Genomic DNA, 19,608 nt, shown 5'->3' with positions numbered 1-19,608 from the left:
GTGCGGCAGAAGCGGCTGCGCCGTATGCGAGGCGTGCGCCGCGCTCGGCCGCAGCCGCGAATGCGGGCTGCTCGTGCTCGGCCCCGAGCCGAGCGAGCAGCCGATGGCGCTGGCCCCGGGCGCGGCCATGGACCGCTGGGGGCTGAGCCCCGCGCAGCAGGACGCGTCGGCTGCCGCCGTCCGTTTCCTGCGCGAGAACGCGCTTCGCGCCGCCGAAGCCGCAACTGCTGCTGAACGCTCACGCCGTCCGGACGCCAGCCGCCGTCCGCATCGCTATACCGCCGAAGCCGCTATCTACCGTCCGCGCAGCCCCGCCGCCGCCGTCCGCCGCCGGCTTCTGTCGCTTGGCTCAACTGCCGTCCAGCGCATCTCCGGCCTCTCCGGCAACGACGCCTACAGCCATAGCTTCCTGCTCTGGGCCGTCACGGGCGCGGGCAAGACGGAGATGATCTTCCCGCTGCTGGACGCCGTGCTCCGCGGAGGCGGACGCGCGCTCGTGGCGACGCCGCGGCGCGACGTCGTGCTGGAGCTGGCGCCGCGGCTGGCGAAGGCGTTCCCCGACTATTCGCGCGCCGTCCTATACGGCGGCAGCGAGGACCGGTGGGCGAACGCCGACTTGACGCTCGCCACGACACACCAATTGATGCGGTTCCAAGGAGCGTTCGATCTGGTGCTGATCGACGAACTCGACGCTTTCCCCTATCACAACGATCCCTTGCTTCACCACGCCGCCGCCAAATCCCGCAAGCCCGCAGGCGCGGCGGTGCTGCTGAGCGCGACGCCGCCCGCGTCCATGCAGCGCGCGGTGAAGCGGGGGCGGCTCAGCTGCGCGCGAGTGCCCGTCCGCTACCACCGGCATCCGCTTCCGGTGCCTGGCCGCATCCCGCTGCCGCCCCTTCACCGCTGGGCCGGCCAGAGCAAGGGCAAGCTGCCGGCTGCGCTCGGCAAGCAACTTAAGCATTCTGCCGCACGCAATGCGCAGCTGTTCGTCTTCGTGCCCTATATCCGGCACGTCCAACCGCTCGTGGATCTGCTGCGGCGGGAAGCCGGCCGGCTCGGCCTGGATCCGGCTGCGATCGGCGGCACCTCGTCCACGGACCCGGACCGCGCGGCGAAGGTGGGCGCCTTCCGCCGGGCCGGCCTTCGCCTCCTCGTCACGACGACGATCCTGGAACGGGGCGTAACGATTCCTCGCAGCGACGTCTTCATCCTGGACGCTCACCACGCGATGTTCAACGAGGCCGCGCTCGTGCAGATGGCGGGCCGAGCCGGCCGCTCCGGCGACGACCCGAACGGGCGCGTATTCTTCTGCGCGGCCTACCGGACCTCATTCCAACGCGGAGCGGAGCGCCAGATTCGGATGATGAACCGAATCGCCCGCCGCAGAGGTTATCTGTTAACCGAGGGGGCGGCGCAATGACAGGGTGGCTGGAGCGCTTGCACGGCTGGCTGGCGGCGAGCGGCGGGAGCTGCCCGATGTGCGGGAGGGACAAGCGGGGGCCGGCCTCGGCTCCGATTCCCGTTCGGCACGCCGCGCCAAGGGAGGCGCTTCGCGAGCTGTGCGAAGGCTGCCTGCGGCGGATTCCGTGGATTGTCCGGAGCGTCTGCCCCGTCTGCGGCCGGCCGGAGAGATGCGGCGACTGCCTGCGCCGGAGGAGGCGTCACTTCGAGCATTGCCGGGGGGCGGTTCGCTACGACGATGCGATGAAGGAATGGCTCGGCCTCTACAAGTACCGCGGGCTGGAGAAGCTTGAGCCGTTCATGGCCGCGATGCTCGCATCGGCGGTGGAGCGGCTGCTTGAATCGCAGCCGTCTCGAGCGGCCGGAGGCGGCGCCTTCGATCTCGTGACGTCCGTGCCGCTGGCGGAGGGAAGGCTGGAGGACCGGGGGTTTAACCAAGCGGAGCGGATGGCGGTCTGGATCGCCCGCTGGTACGGCATGGCGTATAGGCCCATGCTTAGACGGGTGCGCAATTCCGGCAAGCAGAGTTTGATGGGCAGGCGGGATCGGATGGAGAACATGAAGGGCAACTTCGCAGCCTTGCATGCGGCGGGCGAGGGAGCGGGAAGGCGACCGGATGCGGAAGCCATATTCGCAACACGGCCGCTCCGGATTCTGTTGATCGACGACATCTATACGACGGGGAGTACGATGAACGAGTGCGCCTTCGCGCTGCGCGGTCAATGGCCGGGGTGCGAGGTGTACGGGGCGCTGTGGGCACGCTCCTGATGCCGGGAAATAAAGCTACCGCTCTCGCAGGAAATCTTGTACAATAAGCGGTAAGAGAAATTCATGTCGATAGGTGTCGAGATTGGAGGCTCCGATCATGGAAATAGCTAACTGTTCCCGCTGCGGCAAAGTTTTCGCCCGGAATTTCCGTGATATTTGCCAGAATTGTCATCAGGAGATTGAACAGGAATATACGGCTTGCGCGGATTGCCTGAGAGAGCATAGGGGCATGACGATTACCGAGCTGTCCGAAGCGACGGGCGTGACGGTGAAGCAGATCACCAAGTTCGTGAAGGAAGGGCGCATCTCGATGGTGGACGCTCCGAATTTAACGTATCCTTGCGAAGTGTGCGGCATGCCGATTCGGGAAGGAAGCATGTGCACGGGCTGCCGGGACCGATTGAAGGCGGACTTCAGCAGCGCCAGCGCCGATCTGGAATCGCGCAGTCATATGGCGAATGCCAATCGTACGTACAAGATTACAGATCGTTAATTAAGCGAGTTGCCCGTCTATTAACAAATAACAGCTTCCGGCCGATATTATCTTTATGGATATCGGCCTTTTTTTAATTATGGCGATATAGATGAGGTGAATCCCGGATGAAAATCAACGAGCCCAACCGGATCGGATCGATCTTGGCATACCAGAAGCAGCATGAGACGAAGGTGCAGAAGAGCGGCCAGCAGAAGCAGAGGGACGAAGTGCGGATATCGGCTCAGGCGCAGGAGATGCTGACGAACAGCCAGCAGACGGAAGGCTCTCGCTCGGAGAAGATTGAAGACTTGAAGCAAGCGGTGTCGACAGGCACGTACAAGGTGGATGCAGGGAAGCTTGCGGAGCGAATGCTGCCGTATCTCCTCTAGTTCGCCTTCAGCCATCTATAGGAATGAGGGATTGACTTGACCGTTAATCGGATCATCGAGACGCTTCGAAGCCAAGCCGGTCTGTACGAGCAATTGCTCGCCGCCGAACGGGAGAAGACGGAAGCGCTCATTCATAACAAGGTAGATCAGTTGAACGCCATCGTCCAGAAGGAGCGGAAGCTGGCGAAGCAGGCGGAAGAGCTGGAACAGCTTCGGATCGAAGAGACCCAGGGCTTCTTCGCCGCTCAGGGCTTGCACGGATTCGTCGGGCAAATGTCGGACTTGGCTCGCGCCGTCCATAACCCGGACGACAAGGGGGCGATTCTCTCGCTTCAGGATCGGCTGTCCGAGCTGTTGGGCGAATTGAAGCGGACGAACGAGCAGAATCAGCTGCTCACTCGCCAAGCGCTGGACTTCATCCGCTTCTCGGTTGATCTCATGGTCGAGAACCCGAACGAAGGCCTCGTCTACGAGCATCCGATGAATCAGTCGAACAAGCGCTATGGAAGCGGGCTATTCGATTCACGGATCTGATGCGCAGCAGCGCTTGTAAGGACAATCCAAGGAGGTCGTGCTCGCATGACATCAACTTTTCATAGTATCGAGACGTCCAAACGGAGCCTATTCGCCCAGCAGGCGGCGATGAACACGGCCGGGCACAACATCTCGAACGTCAATACGGAGGGCTACTCGAGACAGCGCGTGAACTTCACCGAGTCCAGGTCCATCGAAGCCTTCGGCATGACGCGGTCCACGGCTCCGGGACAGCTGGGCACCGGCGTTGAGTACTCGTCTATTACCCGGATTCGCACCGCGTTCCTCGACGACCAGTTCCGCGACCAGAACCAGGCGCTTGGCAATGTGGAAGTGCAGCAGGATACGCTTGATAAGCTGCAGCAGATATTCAACGAGCCGTCCGAGACGGGGCTTCGCGAATTGATCGACAACTTCTGGAGCTCCTGGTCGGATCTTAGCAACGATCCTGAGAATTTGTCGGGCCGCACGATCGTCGCTCAGAACGCCATCACCCTGGCGCAGACGATGAACCAGATGAGCGGATTGCTGAGCGGTCTGAGCTCCGATCTGACAACCAGCGTCAGCTTGGGCGCTAACGAGATCAATTCGTTCACATCAGCGATCGCAGAATTGAATTCGCAGATTCGCAAGGTGGAATCGAATGGCGACAATGCGAACGATCTGCGGGATCAGCGGGACTTGTACGTCGACAAGCTGTCCAAATTAGTCAACGTCACGGTGACGGATGGCGAGCAAGGCTACACCGTCATGATGGGCGGCACGGCGCTGGTGGACGGCGCGGCCGGCGGCGCGGCGACGCCGGTGACGGCGGAATCGCTGGAATCGGCTTATCAATCCGGCGATCTGAAGAACGGTTCCATGTATGGTGCGATTTATGCCCGTGACAATTACGTCGCGGATTACACGAAGCAGTTGGACACCATCGCGAATACGCTCGCGAACGGCGAAGTCGTCGTCAAGATTCCGAATGGATCGGTGCTGCCGGAAGGAACGGTGCTGGACGGCGTTACGTATAGCAATGCGAACGGCAACCGTACGATTAATGAAGAGTCGGGTTACCTGGAAGTTACGGTCAAGGGCTTGAATGGCCTGCATCAACTGGGCTACCTGCCGGGTTCATCGGGAACTCCGGCCGGCGAGTTCTTCGTTGCTTCGGACGGCGGTGATATTACGGCGGCGAACATTCAATTGAACCAGGATATCGTAGACAACCCGGGGCTGATCGCGACGTCGATGCGCGTAGAGGGTTCGCCGGAGACCGTCGTAAGCGGCAACAAATCGCTGGCGCTGCTGATGGCGGGGCTGAAGAGCAGCAAGTTCACGATGGCCGGCGATTCGAGCAATGCGGTGACGAGCGGCACGATGGACGATTACTTCCAATCGATGGTCGGCAAGCTCGGCGTTCAAGCGCAAGCGGCTCTTGTACAGACGACGAATCAGCAGCTGCTGGTTGACCAGGCCGATTCCAATCGCCAGTCCGTCAGCGGCGTGTCCCTCGACGAGGAGATGGCTGATCTGCTGAAGTTCCAGCACGCTTACAGCTCGGCTGCCCGCTTCATGACGACGATGGACCAGATCTTGGAGAAGCTGATTAACGGAACGGGCATGGTAGGGCGTTAAGAATAAGCGGCGTTAACTAAATCAAGATGGAGCGGGGTGCACGAGATGGCATTGCGCGTGACGCAAGGAATGATGCAGACCCAGATCTTGCGCAATATTAACAACAACCTGTTGTCGATCGACGAGAACCAGAACATGCTGTCGACGGGGCGCAAGATTAACAAGCCGTCCGATGATCCGATCGGGGCTACATACGCGATGCGTTATCGCAGCCAGTTGAACGTGACGGATCAATATGTCCGCAACATCAGCTCGGCGAAGACGAATCTGGATGCGACGGACTCGGCGCTCGAGTCGATCAACGAACTGCTGCAGCGGGCCAAGGAACTGACGACCCAGGGCGTCAACGGCACGAACCCGCAGACGGCGCTCAATGCAATTGCCGAGGAGCTTGGCCAAATTTATGATCAAGCGGTCAATTTGGGCAACACGCAGATTAACGGCAAATATATTTTCAACGGTCAGATGACGGAGACGCCGCCCTATACGCAAGAAGATGCTGCGACACAGTCGAGCGACGACCAGCACATTGAGATTCAGATCTATGATAACACCTCGGTTCCGGTGAATGTGACGGGGGTTGATGTGTTCGGAGAACCGGTCCCAGCCACTCCGGACTATCTGGATGATCTGGACAACCTGAACGGCGACAATATGTTTGCTGTGTTGAAGGGTCTGCAGAAGTCCTTCGAGGACGGTCAGACGGATACGGCGGCTAAGCTGATGGACAAGCTCACTTCGAGAATGGACGCGATATTGGAGGTCCGGTCGCAAGTCGGCGCGGTGACGAATCGCGTGGATCTGGTCAGCAGCCGCGTGGAAGATCTGAATATGAGCTTCACGAGCATGCTGTCCAGCACCGAGGACGCAGACATTGCGGAGTTAGCTGTCAATCTTCAGAATGGGCAGAATGTCTATCAAGCTTCCCTGTCCGTAGGCGCGAAGCTGATGCAGAAGAGTCTTGTTGATTATTTGGGTTAAGAATGGTGTGACTGATTCGCCGGGAGGGAGGGCTTGATCATGAATCTGCAGCGGCTGTCTATCCATCAGACGTTCGGACAGATCGGCATGAAGGCAGAGCCGGGCAGCCAATCGATCCGTTCGCCGCGAGGCGATCAGTCGATTCGGCAGCAGCCGGCGGATCTGCAGATCAAGTCTCCGCCCGGCCGGCTGGCGATCGATTCGGCGGCCGCGTGGGATGCGCTGGGCAAAGGCGGCAACTTGGCCTGGAGCAGCCGAATCTACAGCCAGAGCAAGAATATACTGCTGCAGGGGATAGCCAAGACGGCTCAGGATGGAGAACGGATGGGGGATCTGCTAAGTCCCGGCAATCCGTTCGCCCAGATTGCGCGAAGCGACGCGCTGGCCGATCGGCCCTCCGTGTCATACACGGGGGCTGCCGGCTATATGAACGTGAAGGTAAGCTATGCGCCGCAGGACGCGTCTGTTCAAGTCACGCCGCATAAGGCCGAGATTAGCTATACGCCGCGCAAGCCGGAAGTTCAATATCATCCGGGCTCCGTCGATATCTATTCGCGGCAGCGCAACTCCATTGATATACACGTCAGCGAGTACGATCTGTACTCGTAATCTTAATCGTTAGCAAGCATCCCAAGCGCCAGCGCCGCATCGGGGTGCTTTTTTCCACCAGAAGGGGGATCTTTGTTTATGTTCGAGAAGTTGCACAACCGCGTGTTCGGCTTCAAGGGAAGCCTGCTTGGATTTGATGCTTACGATGAGTTTCGATTCACGGTGGCGGAGGAGAATCCGTCGTTCGGCTACTTGGAGAGCGTGGAGGATCCGAATACCGGCTTCATCGTGACGTCGCCGTTCCGCTTCTTCCCGGCTTATGAGTTCGCGATTGACGAGAAGGACAAGGCGGAGCTGGAGATCAAGGAGCCGGAGGAAGTGCTGGTGCTGTCCATTATCAACGTTAAGAACCCCTTCTTGGAGTCAACCGTTAATTTGATGGCGCCGTTAATTATTAACGTAACCAATCATCAAGGACGTCAAATTATTCTGACGTCTCCTTACGCTTATGGCACCAAGGAGAGGCTGTTCAAGCCCGCTCCGAAGGAAAGCGGGGAAGACGCATGCTGATTCTGACGCGGAAGATCGGGCAGTCCATCATGCTGGGCAATGACGTCGAGATCGTCGTCTCCGCCATTGACGGCGACCAAGTGAAGATAGGCATTCAAGCGCCGAAGGAACTGAAGATTCTCCGCAAGGAAGTGTATGAGGAAGTGCGGGAGAGCAACCGTGAAGCCGCCGCTCCGAAAGCAAGCCTGCAGCAGTTGAAGGATTTGCCTGAGTGAGAGAGGGAAGCACAACAAACTTTTTTGCCAAAAAATACGAATCCGCTCTAAAGTGCGTTAGCAATCTGCCGATATATTCTTTGAGGACATGCGTCCTTATCCACACGGAAGTGGATATATGACCATTCAGGGAGGAAACAAGCAATGATTATCAATCACAATCTGAACGCAATGAATGCTCACCGCAACCTTGTGTTCAACAACACGCAACAAGGCAAGTCCAGCGAGAAGCTGTCTTCCGGCTACCGCATCAACCGCGCAGCTGACGACGCTGCCGGCCTCTCGATCTCCGAGAAGATGCGCGCGCAGATCAAGTCCCTCAACCAAGCATCGCGCAACGCGCAAGACGGCGTATCGCTCGTGCAAACGGCTGAAGGCGCGATGAACGAAGTATCCGACATGCTGGGCCGCATGAAGGAACTGGCAACGCAAGCTTCCAACGGAACGTACAACGCTTCCGACTTGGTTGCTATGGACAAGGAGTACCAAGCTCTGAAGGGCGCGATCGACAGCATCGCCACCAACACCAAGTTCAACGGCGTTACGCTGCTGAGCGGCGGCAGCGCTGTTACGATCCAAACAGGCGACACGGCTGCGATGACCGTTACCGTAACGCTGGCTGACGCGAACATCTCGACGCTGACGAGCGGCCTTACGACTTCGTTGAGCGCTTCCACCGCTTCCGGCGAGCTTGCTGCGATCGACACCGCGATCAACACGGTCAACAATGCGCGTTCCGCACTGGGCGCAACGCAGAACCGCCTGGAGCATACGTACAACAACTTGGGCACGACGTCCGAGAACCTGCAGGCTGCAGAGTCCCGTATCCGCGATACGGATATGGCTTCCGAGATGATGAGCTACACCAAGTTCAACATCCTGCAGCAAGCTTCGACGGCTATGCTCGCGCAAGCGAACCAAGCGCCTCAAGGCGTACTGCAATTGCTGCAATAATAGTATCGGCCCATATTGGACGAGAGAAGCCCGCAAGGGCTTCTTTCGTTATATCAGGGCGTGTTCGGCACGCCGATATCCGGAGGAACTATGACCATATCCGTCTGTATGATTGTTCGCAATGAATCCGCCCAGCTTCCCCATGCGCTCAGGTCCATCCCTCCCGAGTATGAGAAGATTGTCGTCGATACGGGATCGACGGATGACACGGTTCGGGTAGCCGAATCGCTAGGCGCGAAGGTCCATCATTGGGCATGGCAGGATGACTTCGCCGCCGCCCGCAATGAGTCGATCGCCCATGCGACTGGCGAGTATGTTCTAATTCTGGATGCTGACGAAGAGCTTGCCGAGGATGCTCCGGCACAGATAGAAGCGTTCGTTCGCGAGCATCCGGGCGAGCCGGCGGTCGTATCGATCTGGAATCAGATCGACGGCGAAGTGCATCGGACGCAGATGGTCCGCCTGTTCCCCAATTCGCCTTCGTTCCGTTATCAAGGGATCGTCCATGAACAGCTTTTCGAGAATGCAGAGCCTGTTCATGCTGTGCCGAGCGATATTAGCATTAAGCATATCGGTTATGAGAAGTCGGTGTATGAAGCGCAGAAGAAGGAAGAACGGTATTTGAAGCTGTACGGCAAGCAGTTAACGCTTGAGCCGAATAACGGATATTTGCGGTATCAGATCGGGAAACTGCATTACTCGCTCCAACGCTACGCAGAAGCTTGCGAGTCCTTCCGCTTGTGCGTGGGGCTGCAAGAGGAAGATCGCTTGTATTATGCGCCAATGCTTGTTATGTATGGCTATGCGCTTAAGAATTTGAATCGCAGCGCGGAAGCCGAGGCGCTGTTAACCCCTTACTTGTCGCGATACCCTTCGTTCCCGGACTTGCCCTTCCTATTGGGGCTGCTCGCCATGGATACGATGAAGGTACAGGATATTGAGCGCTACTTCTTACAGGCTCTCGAGATCGGAGAGACATCGAACTATGCGACCGTAGCAGGGGTCGGTTCCTTCAAAGCAGCTTATAACGTCGGCCTATTCTACGAGTTGACGGGACAGATCGAGAAGGCGCGAACCGCCTACGAGATTGCCTCAACCTATCAGTATGAGCCAGCGATAAATAGATTACGGCAATTGCCGAGGTAGCCCTTTAGAAAACGGCGGCCCATGACGATATATATAGTAATAGAATCCTCTTGTTGGGAGGTTGAATAATGGTCACTCGTATTACGGGAATTAACTCCGGCATGGATATCGAAGGATTGGTCACGCAGCTGATGAATGCGGAGAGAATCCCTCTAGATAAGATGAAGCAGAACAAGCAGACGCTTACGTGGAAGTCGGATGCTTATCGAGAGATCAACAAGCAGCTAGCTACCTTTAATACGGCCTTGAATAACTTGCGCTTCTCCTCCAAGTGGCAGACGACGAAGGCTACTTCGTCCGATACGAGCGTTGCGACCGTCACGGCCGGGTCGGGCGCGAGCGCGTCTTCGCATAGCCTCGTCGTGAATAGCCTCGCTACGGGAGCCGCATTAAAGGGCAAGACGGTGTCCGGATCGACGGGGCCAATGACGGGCGCTGCCGCGCCTGCCTCGCTGCAGATCACCAATTCGAACAATGCGTTGGACGTAACGTTTAACGGGTCGCGGAAGACGATCACATTGACGCCGGGTACTTATAGCAATGCCGATGAACTGGCGGCAGAGCTGCAGAGCCAGTTGGATGCTCAATTCGGCAGCGGTCAACTGAAGGCATCGGTCTCGGCGGACGGCAAGATCGGACTCCAGCCGCTGGGGACGACGAGCAGCTTCACGGAATTAAAGGTGAATAGCAACGGAGACGGGCTTGCGAACCTGGGCTTCTCCGATGGACAATCGTTCGCTATTACTCCGCTTACGGCTGCTAATGCGCCTGATTTAAGTATAACAAGTGCAAACAACCAATTCTCGGTGACGCTGGATGGTTCCACGAAGACGATCACGATTCCGGCTAAGGATACTCCGTATACGGCGAACGATTTGAAGGATGCGCTGCAGAGTCAGTTGGATGCCGCATTTGGTTATGGCAAGGTTACGGCAGGCGTTGCAGACGGGAAGCTCACGCTGCGGCCGGAAGGTTCACTGGACAGCCTGCCACAGCTCTCGGTCAACGCGTATGGTTCAAGCAGCGGACTGCAGGCTCTCGGTTTCACGCCGGGCCAATCGTTCAAGGTGAGCACGAGCTCGAAGATCGGCGATATCGCGGGCCAATTCGACATTCCGCTCTCGGCCGGCGGATCGTTCAAGGTGAATGGAATTGACTTCTCCTACACGGCAGAGGACACCTTGACATCGATCATGAGTAAGGTCAACTCATCCGCTGCAGGCGTGAGAATGACGTATGATTCCGTGACCGACAGCTTCGCTATCGCTTCGAAGTCGACAGGCGCAGCGTCTAAGGTGGAAGTATCCGGGGATCTGATGAAGGCATTAGGGTTCGGAAGCTCCAATTCGTCGGCGAGCGGCACGGATGCAGAGGTCGTCATCGACGGCACCGTATCCCATCGAAGCTCCAATTCCTTCACGGTCGACGATATATCCTATACACTATTGGGCGCCGATCCGAACAAGACGGTGACGGTGAACTCGACGCAGGACACGGACGCCATCTACAATTCCATTAAGAGCTTCGTAGATGCTTATAACGCAGCGCAGACTCTTATTAAGAAGCGCTTGAACGAGACGGTGGACAAGAATTATCCTCCGTTGAAGGACGACGAGCGGAAGGAAATGTCGGATGATGAGATTAAACTGTGGGAAGACAAGGCTAAGCTGGGCGTCCTGCATAACGATAGCGTGCTTCGATCGATCAGCAGTACGCTTCGGCAATTGACCAGCGCAACGGTCGACACGCTCCCAACCGATTATAATTCGTTGTTCAAGATCGGAATTACGACAACCGCTTACTCTTCTGCAGGGTATGACGTTACCACATCGAGCAATCTGCAGATCGACGAGGACAAGCTTCGCGCGGCGATCCAGAAGGATCCGGAGAGTGTCATTCGATTGTTCGCCAATCAGCCTGGGGACAGCGCTGCGGCCAAGACGGGTATCGCGCAGCAGATGTATAATCAGGTGAATACCTCGATCACTCAACTGGTTACGAAGGCCGGCGGTTTATCTACAGCTCAGGATGCCGTTACGAGTACGCTTGGCAAGCAATTGCACGATTTGGAGAACGATATCGACGAATTCCAGGATAAGTTGGATACGAAGGAAGACAACTATTACAAGCGGTTCTCGGCTCTGGAGCAAGCGGTCGCGAAGGGCAATAGCACGCTCGGATGGTTGCAATCCGCATTCGGAGGATAAGGAGGATCGGGCATGGATGTGTCGTTCAATACAGCTTCATCCGCTCCCGTGAGGAAGTTAAGCAATGAGGATGCAAGCAATCGAGACAATCACGACACGCCAGCCGTTTCACTAACACAACCAGACCTGCTAGAGAAGAGAAGAAACGAGCTAAGCGTATCCGAGGAAGCGCTGGTCAAGACTCTGCAGAGAGCTCAGAAGATGGTAGAGGGCGCTCCGCGCAAGTTCGATTACGAGATTTACCATGACCGTGTGGTCGTGAAAGTGATTAATTCCGAGACGGATGAAGTCATCCGGGAGATTCCGCCGGAGAAATTCATCGATCTGGTCGATAAGCTAGTGGAGCTCAGCGGAATGATCATTGATGAAAAGAGGTAACAAAAGATGAACGGTCAAGCACAACAAGCGTACCTTCAAATGCAAGTGAAGACCGCATCCCCCGGCGAATTGACGCTCATGCTCTACAACGGATGCATTCGATTCATGAAGCAGGCGCAGCATTGCATTGAGACGAGGGATTATGCAGGGAAGAACCAATATATTCAGAAGGCGCAGAACATCATAGAGGAGCTTCTGATTACGCTTGATCCGCAGTATGAGATCTCGGCTAACCTAGCTGATCTATACCGATTCATGCAGTCGCAGCTCGTTGAAGCTAACATCAGACTTCAGGTCGATAGTTTGCAATCCTGTATTAATCTGATGACCGAATTGAAGGACACTTGGGCGGAAGCGGTGAAGCTCGCGCGTGCCAACGCGCCGGTTCAGGAGCAAGCATGAACCGGGATCAATTGCTAGCCGAGTTCCTAAGCCTGTCCAAGCAGGTGTCGAGCCTGGACTTTACTCTGGACGAGCATCTGGAAGAGCTGGAGCGAATCCAAGATCGTCAGGCCGAGCTTAGAAGGCAATATGAACAATTAGCCGCCCAAGAGCAAGAGCTGATTCCTTCGCAAGTGAGAGCTGTCGTTGAAGAGATCATCAGCTTAGAGTCGTTGAATGTCGATCGCATGATGACGTACAAGAGAGAGCTGGAACAGACCGGACGCGACATCCAGTCTGCGAAGCGCGTCAAGAGCCTCTATGAGAGTACTTATATACAAGGCTCCGGCTACTTCATTGATTCGCACAAATAACGAATAATGCCCCTTTGAGGGCTTATTTCTTTTTATATCCCATTTTCGAAGCAGGCAGGTGAACCGGAATGTTGCTCTCCCTATGCATGATCGTGAAGAACGAAGAGAAGGTGCTTGGACGCTGCCTCGACAGCGTGAAGGGCTTGGTGGATGAGATTATTGTCGTGGATACCGGCTCCGAGGATCGTACGAAGGACATTGCCCGACAATACACCCGGCATGTCTATGACTTTGAGTGGGTGAATGACTTCGCCGCAGCGCGCAACGAATCGCTGCGCCATGCGACGGGCCAGTGGATTCTGGTCATGGATGCGGATGAATATGCTGCTCCGGGCCAGCAGGAGACGCTAAGGAAGAAGCTTAGCGGCATTAAACCGAATCAACCGCTAGGCGTTCTCGTTAAAATCATGAATTTCCACGGCGCCAACGGCGAACACATACATGAGTCGAGCGGACCGCGTCTATTCACGAATCGGCAAGGCATTCGTTACAGGGAACCCATTCATGAACAGTTAACCTCTCCGAAGGGGGAGATTACCTATGTGGCCGATTCCTTCACGCTTGTCCATACGGGATATACAGTACAGGCGGTGGCCGAGAAGAATAAGGGCCAGCGGAACATGGTGATTCTTCAAAGCATGGAATCGGAGAGCAAGCTAAGAGATCCGTACTTCTGCTTTGTTCTTGGCAACGAGTATTACAATACCGGGGACTTGGAGCGAACTTACAGCTACTACAAGAAAGCTATGGAGCAAGTGGACCGGAGCGCGGCAGGCTGGTACGATCATCTCTTGAACAATATCAGTCAGACGGCTTTGAAGACCGGCCGCTTCCGGGAAGCCCATCAATATATCTCCGAAGGCAAGCAGTTATGGCCCGATCGTGTAGACTATCACTGCCTGGAAGGAACGCTGTATGAAGGCTTCGGATTCTACCAACGCGCCGAGCAGGCATTCCAGGAATGTCTGAGGATCGTGGACCGCAGCCAAGCGACCGGGAAGGCTTACTGGCTCATCGAAGAGAGCTATGGACAGCGAGTGCCTCGCGAGAAGCTGGCAGGCATCGCGAAGAAGCGCGGGGATCTGCAGCAGATGGTGTATCATCTGACGGCGCTTCTGAAGCTGGACCGACAGAGCTTCGCTTCGCTGCGCACATTGCTGAGAACATTGGCTGCTCATGATTCAACTGACAGCGTGCAAACCTTTATGAGTCGGATGTATCCGCTCTCCGATCCGAAGAATGCCTATATTATGCTGAGGGTTTCCCTTCTTGAAGGTCTGGGGGAATTAGCCGGCGTCTACTGGAACGCTTGCCAAGAGCATCGAGTGCCGCTTACATACGAGGATGAACTGGCGTTCTGCATATTACAGAAGAAGGAAGCGCAGCTGCTGAGCGATAAGCAGATCGAATCGCCATTAGCGTTGTTGGCCAGCTTCGTATATAGCGATTCTCGCTATGCGGCATTGGCGAGTGACCAGAACGGCTTGTTGGACAAGCTGATCCGACAGTTGTCGGAGTCCGGGGCAGAAGAGCAAGCCGCGTCGCGCTCGTCTGATGAATATGCGCTGCTGACCCAACTGATCGTTCAATTGCTTCAATACGGCTATTCCGGCGAATACGAACAGCTTGTGAATCGATTCGCTGATGAAGAACTGTTGCACCGATTGGCAGAGCAATTGAACGCGCTGGGGTATGAGAACATAGCCGTAGAACTGTACTCCATCCTGCTTGATAACAATTTGTTAAGGGGAGAGGGCTATAAGGAGCTCGGAAGCTATTGCTTCCTGAATGGCAACCCGCAGAAGGGGCTTCAGTTCATGGTAGAGGCTGTCCAATTGGCACCGTCGATCAAGATGCTCGGCCTTGTGCTCGAGAACAGTAAGGGGTTGGATACTTCTGAATTTATGCTTCAATTCTCGAAGTGGGTCAAACTAGATGAGATTCCAATGCACACAGTTGAACTGTTAACAAAATAGTATAGTGAACGAAAACTCCCCCTGTAGATAGGTGTATCGCAACCTGATTATAGCGGGGATTCTTTTATTGAGAAATGCAGGAAGTAAATCCCAAGGTGGAATTGAATATTAAGTTCCTGTCGGTTTAAGTCGATAAAAGTAGTATGATTGAATCATGAGAGACTGCGGATATCGCTATTTAGGAGGCGGACAATATTGTCGCAAGCCTTGCTAGAAGATATTGATCAAATAGTATCTGATAGCGCTATTCCCTGGGGAGAGTTATTCGGTAGATCTGTTCTTGTTACTGGAGCAACCGGGGCGGTAGGGGCTATCCTCGTCCAAGCGCTGTCTGCGGCTAATTTGAAGTATAAGCTGGATCTTCATATTTTGGCATTCGGACGGGATGAAGATAGAGCAAGTAAGGTTTTCGGGAAGGAAAAGTGTGTGAAGTTTATACGGCACGACATACGCACTCCTTTAATGGTGAACGGGCCTGTTGATTACATTTTTCATGCCGCGGCGGTGACGCGTTCTGTCGAGATGGCTGCAAATCCTGTTGGAGTAATAGAAACTGCGCTTAAGGGTACGGAGAATGTATTAGCGCTGGCGAAGGAAAAGAGTTGCAAGAGCGTAGTTTACTTGTCTTCAATGGAGGTTTACGGACTGACCGATCCTTCTCTTGAGAAGGTCACCGAGAATGATCTGGGGTATATCAATCTTCAAAACCCGAGAAGCAGCTACCCAGAGAGCAAGCGGATGTGCGAGTGTTTGTGCAACGGTTATTACTCCCAGTATGGTACGCCAATTAAGGTAGCCCGGCTTGCACAGACCTTCGGAGCGGGATTCCCAAGTAATGACTCTCGAATATTTGCGCAGCTGGCGCGAAGTTCCATAGAGGGTACAAATATTGTACTGCATACGGAAGGGAAATCTCGCGGCAATTACTGCTATATTAGTGACGCGATTCGCGGACTAATTCTCCTATTGCTTAAAGGTGCAGAAGGTGAGACGTACAATATTGTTAATCCAGAGACAAGCATGACCATCCGGGAGATGGCGGAACTGGTCGCTAGAGAAGTCAGCGGGGGAAGAGTGTCCGTTATTGTGGACAAGCCCAACGATTTAATTAAGCGTGGATACGCCCCTGATGTAACGATGAGATTGAGTGCTGAGAAGATCGAACGTCTTGGCTGGAAGCCCAAGTACACACTTGCAGAGATGTATCAGCGTATGATAGCGGATTGGCAAGAAGAGGTTCTAGATATGCAAGCGATTTGATGAGTTGAGGTGAGAAGCAAGGTGAGGAAATATCATCAGGGACAGGTACTGGAACTCATCAAGACGTTGGAGGAAGCGCATCGAGAACTCGTTCGCCTGCACTCTGAACAAGAGACGGGTATGTTCGTAGGGCTGTTGGCTGACTGTCAGGAATGTGCTGTACATATTGGCAACTACATAGAGGGCCTTGAAGGTGAAGGGACATCGACCGTCTCTAAGCTTGAAGAGTACTGCGAACTTCTATACTTCGCCAGCATAGAGGCCAACAACGGCGGCAACCTCGAAGACTTCTTCCTGCAATTGCAGAATCAGCTTGTTCGGATAGAAGACAGCGTTCACGCCGAACTAAGACAGAACAAGATAGAGATTGCCTTCTTTCCCTACAAGGCTAGCATGTGGGACAGTTGTGAATCTGTCTGGAAGGCTGCGATAGAAGATCCGCAATGCGATGCATATGTCGTGCCCATTCCATACTTCGACAGAAAGCAGGACGGTACGCTTGGACAAATGAATTATGAAGGTGATCAATACCCGGACTACGTGCCGGTTGTGGATTGGCGAGAATATAGTTTGGAGGAACGCCGTCCGGACATCATCGTGACGATAAACCCTTATGATGATAGAAATCTAGTGACGGTCGTGCATCCGGATTACTTCAGCCGGCGGCTTAAGGGATATACGGATTTATTGGTCTACATTCCATACTTCGTAAGCGTGGATGATGTGGCCGAACATTTCTGCACCAGTTCAGGGGTATTGCTAGCAGATCGGGTAATTGTGCAATCGGATCGAATTCGAGAGACATATATTCGCACGCTCAAGCAGTTCGAGCGAGAGAATCAATGCGTCGGGCGTTTCGGCAATGTGGAGGACAAGATCGTTGCACTCGGCTCGCCGAAGTTCGATAAGGTTATTCGCACAAAGCGGGAGGATTGCTACGTTCCTGATGCATGGCGACAATTAATTGAGAAGCCGGATGGCACAAGGAAAAAGGTTATTCTTTACAATACAACGATCTCCGCTCTGCTCGATGGGAACGAGAAGGTCTTGGATAAATTGCGTTACGTGTTCGAGAACTTTCGGAAGCGGGATGATGTCGTGCTGCTATGGCGACCGCATCCGCTTAATGAGTCGACATATCGTTCGATGCGCCCGCAATTGTTGGTAGATTATGAGCGAATCGTTGAACAGTACAAATGTGAACGAATCGGCATTTATGATGACACGGCGGATTTGCATCGGGCGATTGCGATTTCCGATGCATACTACGGTGATTGGGGATCACTGGTGGCCCTTTATTCATGTACTGGGAAGCCCGTCATGATTCAGGACTTATCGGTATTGTCGAGCCCCAAAGAGCAATTGCTTCCACACAACGTTCATGACGATGGTCAATATTTGTGGTTTTCTGTTCGCGATATTAACGGAGTGTTTAGAGCCAATAAGGAAACAATGACAGCGGAATATATGGCGGGCCTTAACGAAGCGCACCATGATCATCTTTTTTATGATGTTATCGAGGCTGAAGGTAAGCTTTATTTTGCACCGTTAAATTCGGACAATATCGTAGCCTATGATATGGCTTTGAACACAATAGAGAAGCAGGCTCTCCAGATTCGGGAGAGACCGGAATGGCTCAACCCCATTACGAGAGGTCACTTCAGGAAGGTTATCCAATATAAGCGCCAATTATTTTTTGTGGCGAACACATATCCTGCTATCTTGCGCTACGATCTGGAAAGCAGAGAGATGACGTATTACTCGGACTGGCTCGGCCACTTGGAAAGCACAGCGAAAAAGTCGTCCAATTATCAAAAATGGAATGAGACGGTGGATTTTGACTGTATTTTCGTTGCGGGAAAAAGCAATGTTGGCTCTGAAATTGTCCTAAATGTGGTTATGTCGAATGAGCTTATGTTCTTCGATATGGAAACCTTTACGCATCAGTTTTTCGAGATCGGCAGAGCGGACGAGAGATATTGGGGCGTTTGTTATGATGGCAGGCATTACTGGTTAGCATCAAGAACGGGCCATTATGTTGTGAAGTGGGAGCGGGAGTCCCAAACCTATGAAAGAATCGAGTTGCCCGATTATGTTAAAACCGGGCAATTTCATAATTTTCAAGCATTGGTTTATGCCGATGGTTATGTGTGGATGCTTCCCTTCTTGGCTAGTACTGCCCTTAAGATTGATATTCAAGATCATAGCATTCAGCAAGCCAATGAATTTATCTCTTCTACTCGGCAGGACCCTTATCTCAATGCAACGCAAAGAGAAGATGCGATTTATGCATTGACATTGACCGGCATTCACCAATGGAAGATCGGAGCAGAGCAAGGCGACTTCTTTTCTTTTGATGTGCCTGACCAAGGTCCGGATGAGTTCAAGAGGTTGAAGTCGACTAAGCTTCAAAGACATCCGGCGGAATGGAACAGTGTGATCGATGCCTTTTACTGGGATGTCCATACAGATCTCAATCTTTACCTGGATTATGTCCAACAGTTGGATGGCGTGCCATTCGCTAAGCCTCAGTCCGATAGGCAAATGCAGTTATGCAGTGCATTGTCCAATAATCTGAACGGTGCATCAGGACAAGCAATTCTCGAGTATTGCAAGCGAAGCATACATATTGCTGCCGGAGGTGTGCGATGAATACAGCTCTCATATTCGCGGGAGGCACGGGTCAACGCATGAACTCACGTGCGAAACCAAAACAGTTTCTAGAGCTTCATGGCAAGCCGATCATTATTTATACGCTTGAACATTTCGAAGAGCATCCGGAGATTGACAACATTGTTGTAGTATGTCTTGACGGTTGGATCGGCGAACTTGAGTCTTTGCTTCGTCGCTATGAAATTCGAAAAGTAAGCCAAGTGATACCTGGGGGCGATACGGGCCACGAGTCGATTTACAATGGATTGCAGGCAATGGAGGGGAACAGCCGAGCGGACGATATCGTGCTGATTCATGACGGTGTTCGTCCATTGATCACAGCTGAGTTGATATCCGCCAATATCCTGAAAGTGAAGGAATGCGGTACCGCGATAACAGTCGAGCCGGCCAAAGAGAGCATCTTATATAGCGAGAGCGGGGACTTGATCAATTCAGTCCCGAACCGCAGCCACATGTACGTGGCCAAGGCACCGCAGTCCTTCTATTACGCGATGATTTGGGAATGGTATCAGCGTGCGAGAAAGGAAGGTGTTCTCAGTATCGACTCTGCTCACTTGCTTAGTTTATACGGCGTGGAGATGCACACCGTCAAGAGCCCTTCCAACAATATTAAAATTACGTCCCCTGCCGATTACTATGTTTTAAGAGCACTGTACGAGGCGATGGAGAACCAGCAAATTATAGGGATATAAAT

At 54.1% G+C, this 19,608-nt stretch carries 20 protein-coding genes; all 20 read left to right on the top strand.

Annotated elements, in window-relative coordinates:
* Positions 1 to 1,420: helicase-related protein (locus H4Q31_RS08790; protein WP_185178697.1), on the top strand; the 1,420-nt coding region annotated here is incomplete at its 5' end.
* Positions 1,417 to 2,229 (top strand): ComFC family protein, encoded by an 813-nt coding sequence (locus H4Q31_RS08785; protein WP_185178696.1) that lies wholly within the window; start codon positions 1,417 to 1,419, stop codon positions 2,227 to 2,229. The genes H4Q31_RS08790 and H4Q31_RS08785, both read left to right, overlap by 4 nt.
* 97 nt (positions 2,230 to 2,326) lie before the next feature.
* The gene (locus tag H4Q31_RS08780) at positions 2,327 to 2,722 is read left to right on the top strand and encodes a helix-turn-helix domain-containing protein (RefSeq protein WP_185178695.1); all 396 of its coding nucleotides are present in this window, start codon (positions 2,327 to 2,329) and stop codon (positions 2,720 to 2,722) included.
* 107 nt (positions 2,723 to 2,829) lie between these two features.
* Complete coding sequence (flgM, locus tag H4Q31_RS08775) at positions 2,830 to 3,093, top strand: flagellar biosynthesis anti-sigma factor FlgM (protein WP_185178694.1); 264 nt, start codon at positions 2,830 to 2,832, stop codon at positions 3,091 to 3,093.
* Positions 3,094 to 3,129: 36 nt separating this feature from the next.
* On the top strand, positions 3,130 to 3,627 hold the full coding sequence (locus H4Q31_RS08770; RefSeq protein WP_185178693.1) for a flagellar protein FlgN: 498 nt from the start codon (positions 3,130 to 3,132) through the stop codon (positions 3,625 to 3,627).
* Between the two features lie 45 nt (positions 3,628 to 3,672).
* Complete coding sequence (gene flgK / locus H4Q31_RS08765) at positions 3,673 to 5,250, top strand: flagellar hook-associated protein FlgK (protein ID WP_185178692.1); 1,578 nt, start codon at positions 3,673 to 3,675, stop codon at positions 5,248 to 5,250.
* Between the two features lie 45 nt (positions 5,251 to 5,295).
* Entirely contained in the window at positions 5,296 to 6,231 is a 936-nt protein-coding gene (gene flgL, locus H4Q31_RS08760) for a flagellar hook-associated protein FlgL (protein ID WP_185178691.1), read from the top strand.
* Between the two features lie 39 nt (positions 6,232 to 6,270).
* Entirely contained in the window at positions 6,271 to 6,840 is a 570-nt protein-coding gene (locus H4Q31_RS08755; RefSeq protein WP_185178690.1) for a DUF6470 family protein, read from the top strand.
* Between the two features lie 78 nt (positions 6,841 to 6,918).
* Positions 6,919 to 7,350 carry a flagellar assembly protein FliW gene (fliW, locus tag H4Q31_RS08750; protein ID WP_185178689.1) on the top strand — a complete coding sequence of 144 codons (432 nt, stop codon included), beginning with the start codon at positions 6,919 to 6,921 and terminating at the stop codon, positions 7,348 to 7,350.
* The gene (csrA, locus tag H4Q31_RS08745; protein ID WP_185178688.1) at positions 7,344 to 7,565 is read left to right on the top strand and encodes a carbon storage regulator CsrA; all 222 of its coding nucleotides are present in this window, start codon (positions 7,344 to 7,346) and stop codon (positions 7,563 to 7,565) included. Before fliW ends, csrA begins: the two co-directional genes overlap by 7 nt.
* Before the next feature lie 144 nt (positions 7,566 to 7,709).
* On the top strand, positions 7,710 to 8,519 hold the full coding sequence (locus tag H4Q31_RS08740) for a flagellin N-terminal helical domain-containing protein (protein WP_185178687.1): 810 nt from the start codon (positions 7,710 to 7,712) through the stop codon (positions 8,517 to 8,519).
* Positions 8,520 to 8,609: 90 nt separating this feature from the next.
* A complete protein-coding gene (locus H4Q31_RS08735) occupies positions 8,610 to 9,665 on the top strand; it encodes a glycosyltransferase family 2 protein (RefSeq protein WP_185178686.1) in 1,056 nt (351 codons plus the stop codon).
* A gap of 68 nt (positions 9,666 to 9,733) precedes the next feature.
* The gene (gene fliD / locus H4Q31_RS08730) at positions 9,734 to 11,872 is read left to right on the top strand and encodes a flagellar filament capping protein FliD (protein ID WP_185178685.1); all 2,139 of its coding nucleotides are present in this window, start codon (positions 9,734 to 9,736) and stop codon (positions 11,870 to 11,872) included.
* 12 nt (positions 11,873 to 11,884) lie between these two features.
* Positions 11,885 to 12,250 (top strand): flagellar protein FlaG, encoded by a 366-nt coding sequence (locus H4Q31_RS08725; RefSeq protein WP_185178684.1) that lies wholly within the window; start codon positions 11,885 to 11,887, stop codon positions 12,248 to 12,250.
* Between the two features lie 6 nt (positions 12,251 to 12,256).
* Positions 12,257 to 12,652, top strand: coding sequence for a flagellar export chaperone FliS (fliS, locus tag H4Q31_RS08720; RefSeq protein WP_185178683.1), 396 nt, complete (start codon positions 12,257 to 12,259; stop codon positions 12,650 to 12,652).
* Positions 12,649 to 13,005, top strand: coding sequence for a hypothetical protein (locus tag H4Q31_RS08715; RefSeq protein ID WP_185178682.1), 357 nt, complete (start codon positions 12,649 to 12,651; stop codon positions 13,003 to 13,005). The genes fliS and H4Q31_RS08715 overlap by 4 nt, the downstream gene beginning before the upstream one ends.
* Before the next feature lie 68 nt (positions 13,006 to 13,073).
* Positions 13,074 to 14,981, top strand: coding sequence for a TPR domain-containing glycosyltransferase (locus tag H4Q31_RS08710; protein ID WP_185178681.1), 1,908 nt, complete (start codon positions 13,074 to 13,076; stop codon positions 14,979 to 14,981).
* 195 nt (positions 14,982 to 15,176) lie between these two features.
* A complete protein-coding gene (locus H4Q31_RS08705) occupies positions 15,177 to 16,241 on the top strand; it encodes an NAD-dependent epimerase/dehydratase family protein (protein ID WP_185178680.1) in 1,065 nt (354 codons plus the stop codon).
* Between the two features lie 21 nt (positions 16,242 to 16,262).
* Positions 16,263 to 18,893 (top strand): CDP-glycerol glycerophosphotransferase family protein, encoded by a 2,631-nt coding sequence (locus H4Q31_RS08700; protein ID WP_185178679.1) that lies wholly within the window; start codon positions 16,263 to 16,265, stop codon positions 18,891 to 18,893.
* A complete protein-coding gene (locus H4Q31_RS08695) occupies positions 18,890 to 19,606 on the top strand; it encodes an IspD/TarI family cytidylyltransferase (RefSeq protein ID WP_185178678.1) in 717 nt (238 codons plus the stop codon). Before H4Q31_RS08700 ends, H4Q31_RS08695 begins: the two co-directional genes overlap by 4 nt.
* Positions 19,607 to 19,608 lie beyond the last annotated feature (2 nt).

The sequence above is a fragment of the Cohnella lubricantis genome, from assembly GCF_014212015.1.
Taxonomy (GTDB): domain Bacteria; phylum Bacillota; class Bacilli; order Paenibacillales; family Paenibacillaceae; genus Cohnella; species Cohnella lubricantis.
The sequence above is the reverse complement of the archived record's forward strand: the minus strand, read 5'-3'. Positions and strand labels throughout refer to the sequence as shown.

Excerpts from the sequence above, each read along its gene's own strand:
- H4Q31_RS08785 (WP_185178696.1), top strand. The coding sequence starts at position 1,417 with ATGACAGGGTGGCTGGAGCGCTTGCACGGCTGGCTGGCGGCGAGCGGC.
- H4Q31_RS08780 (WP_185178695.1), top strand. The coding sequence starts at position 2,327 with ATGGAAATAGCTAACTGTTCCCGCTGCGGCAAAGTTTTCGCCCGGAAT.
- flgM (WP_185178694.1), top strand. The coding sequence starts at position 2,830 with ATGAAAATCAACGAGCCCAACCGGATCGGATCGATCTTGGCATACCAG.
- flgK (WP_185178692.1), top strand. The coding sequence starts at position 3,673 with ATGACATCAACTTTTCATAGTATCGAGACGTCCAAACGGAGCCTATTC.
- flgL (WP_185178691.1), top strand. The coding sequence starts at position 5,296 with ATGGCATTGCGCGTGACGCAAGGAATGATGCAGACCCAGATCTTGCGC.
- H4Q31_RS08755 (WP_185178690.1), top strand. The coding sequence starts at position 6,271 with ATGAATCTGCAGCGGCTGTCTATCCATCAGACGTTCGGACAGATCGGC.
- fliW (WP_185178689.1), top strand. The coding sequence starts at position 6,919 with ATGTTCGAGAAGTTGCACAACCGCGTGTTCGGCTTCAAGGGAAGCCTG.
- csrA (WP_185178688.1), top strand. The coding sequence starts at position 7,344 with ATGCTGATTCTGACGCGGAAGATCGGGCAGTCCATCATGCTGGGCAAT.
- H4Q31_RS08740 (WP_185178687.1), top strand. The coding sequence starts at position 7,710 with ATGATTATCAATCACAATCTGAACGCAATGAATGCTCACCGCAACCTT.
- H4Q31_RS08735 (WP_185178686.1), top strand. The coding sequence starts at position 8,610 with ATGACCATATCCGTCTGTATGATTGTTCGCAATGAATCCGCCCAGCTT.
- fliD (WP_185178685.1), top strand. The coding sequence starts at position 9,734 with ATGGTCACTCGTATTACGGGAATTAACTCCGGCATGGATATCGAAGGA.
- H4Q31_RS08725 (WP_185178684.1), top strand. The coding sequence starts at position 11,885 with ATGGATGTGTCGTTCAATACAGCTTCATCCGCTCCCGTGAGGAAGTTA.
- fliS (WP_185178683.1), top strand. The coding sequence starts at position 12,257 with ATGAACGGTCAAGCACAACAAGCGTACCTTCAAATGCAAGTGAAGACC.
- H4Q31_RS08715 (WP_185178682.1), top strand. The coding sequence starts at position 12,649 with ATGAACCGGGATCAATTGCTAGCCGAGTTCCTAAGCCTGTCCAAGCAG.
- H4Q31_RS08710 (WP_185178681.1), top strand. The coding sequence starts at position 13,074 with ATGTTGCTCTCCCTATGCATGATCGTGAAGAACGAAGAGAAGGTGCTT.
- H4Q31_RS08695 (WP_185178678.1), top strand. The coding sequence starts at position 18,890 with ATGAATACAGCTCTCATATTCGCGGGAGGCACGGGTCAACGCATGAAC.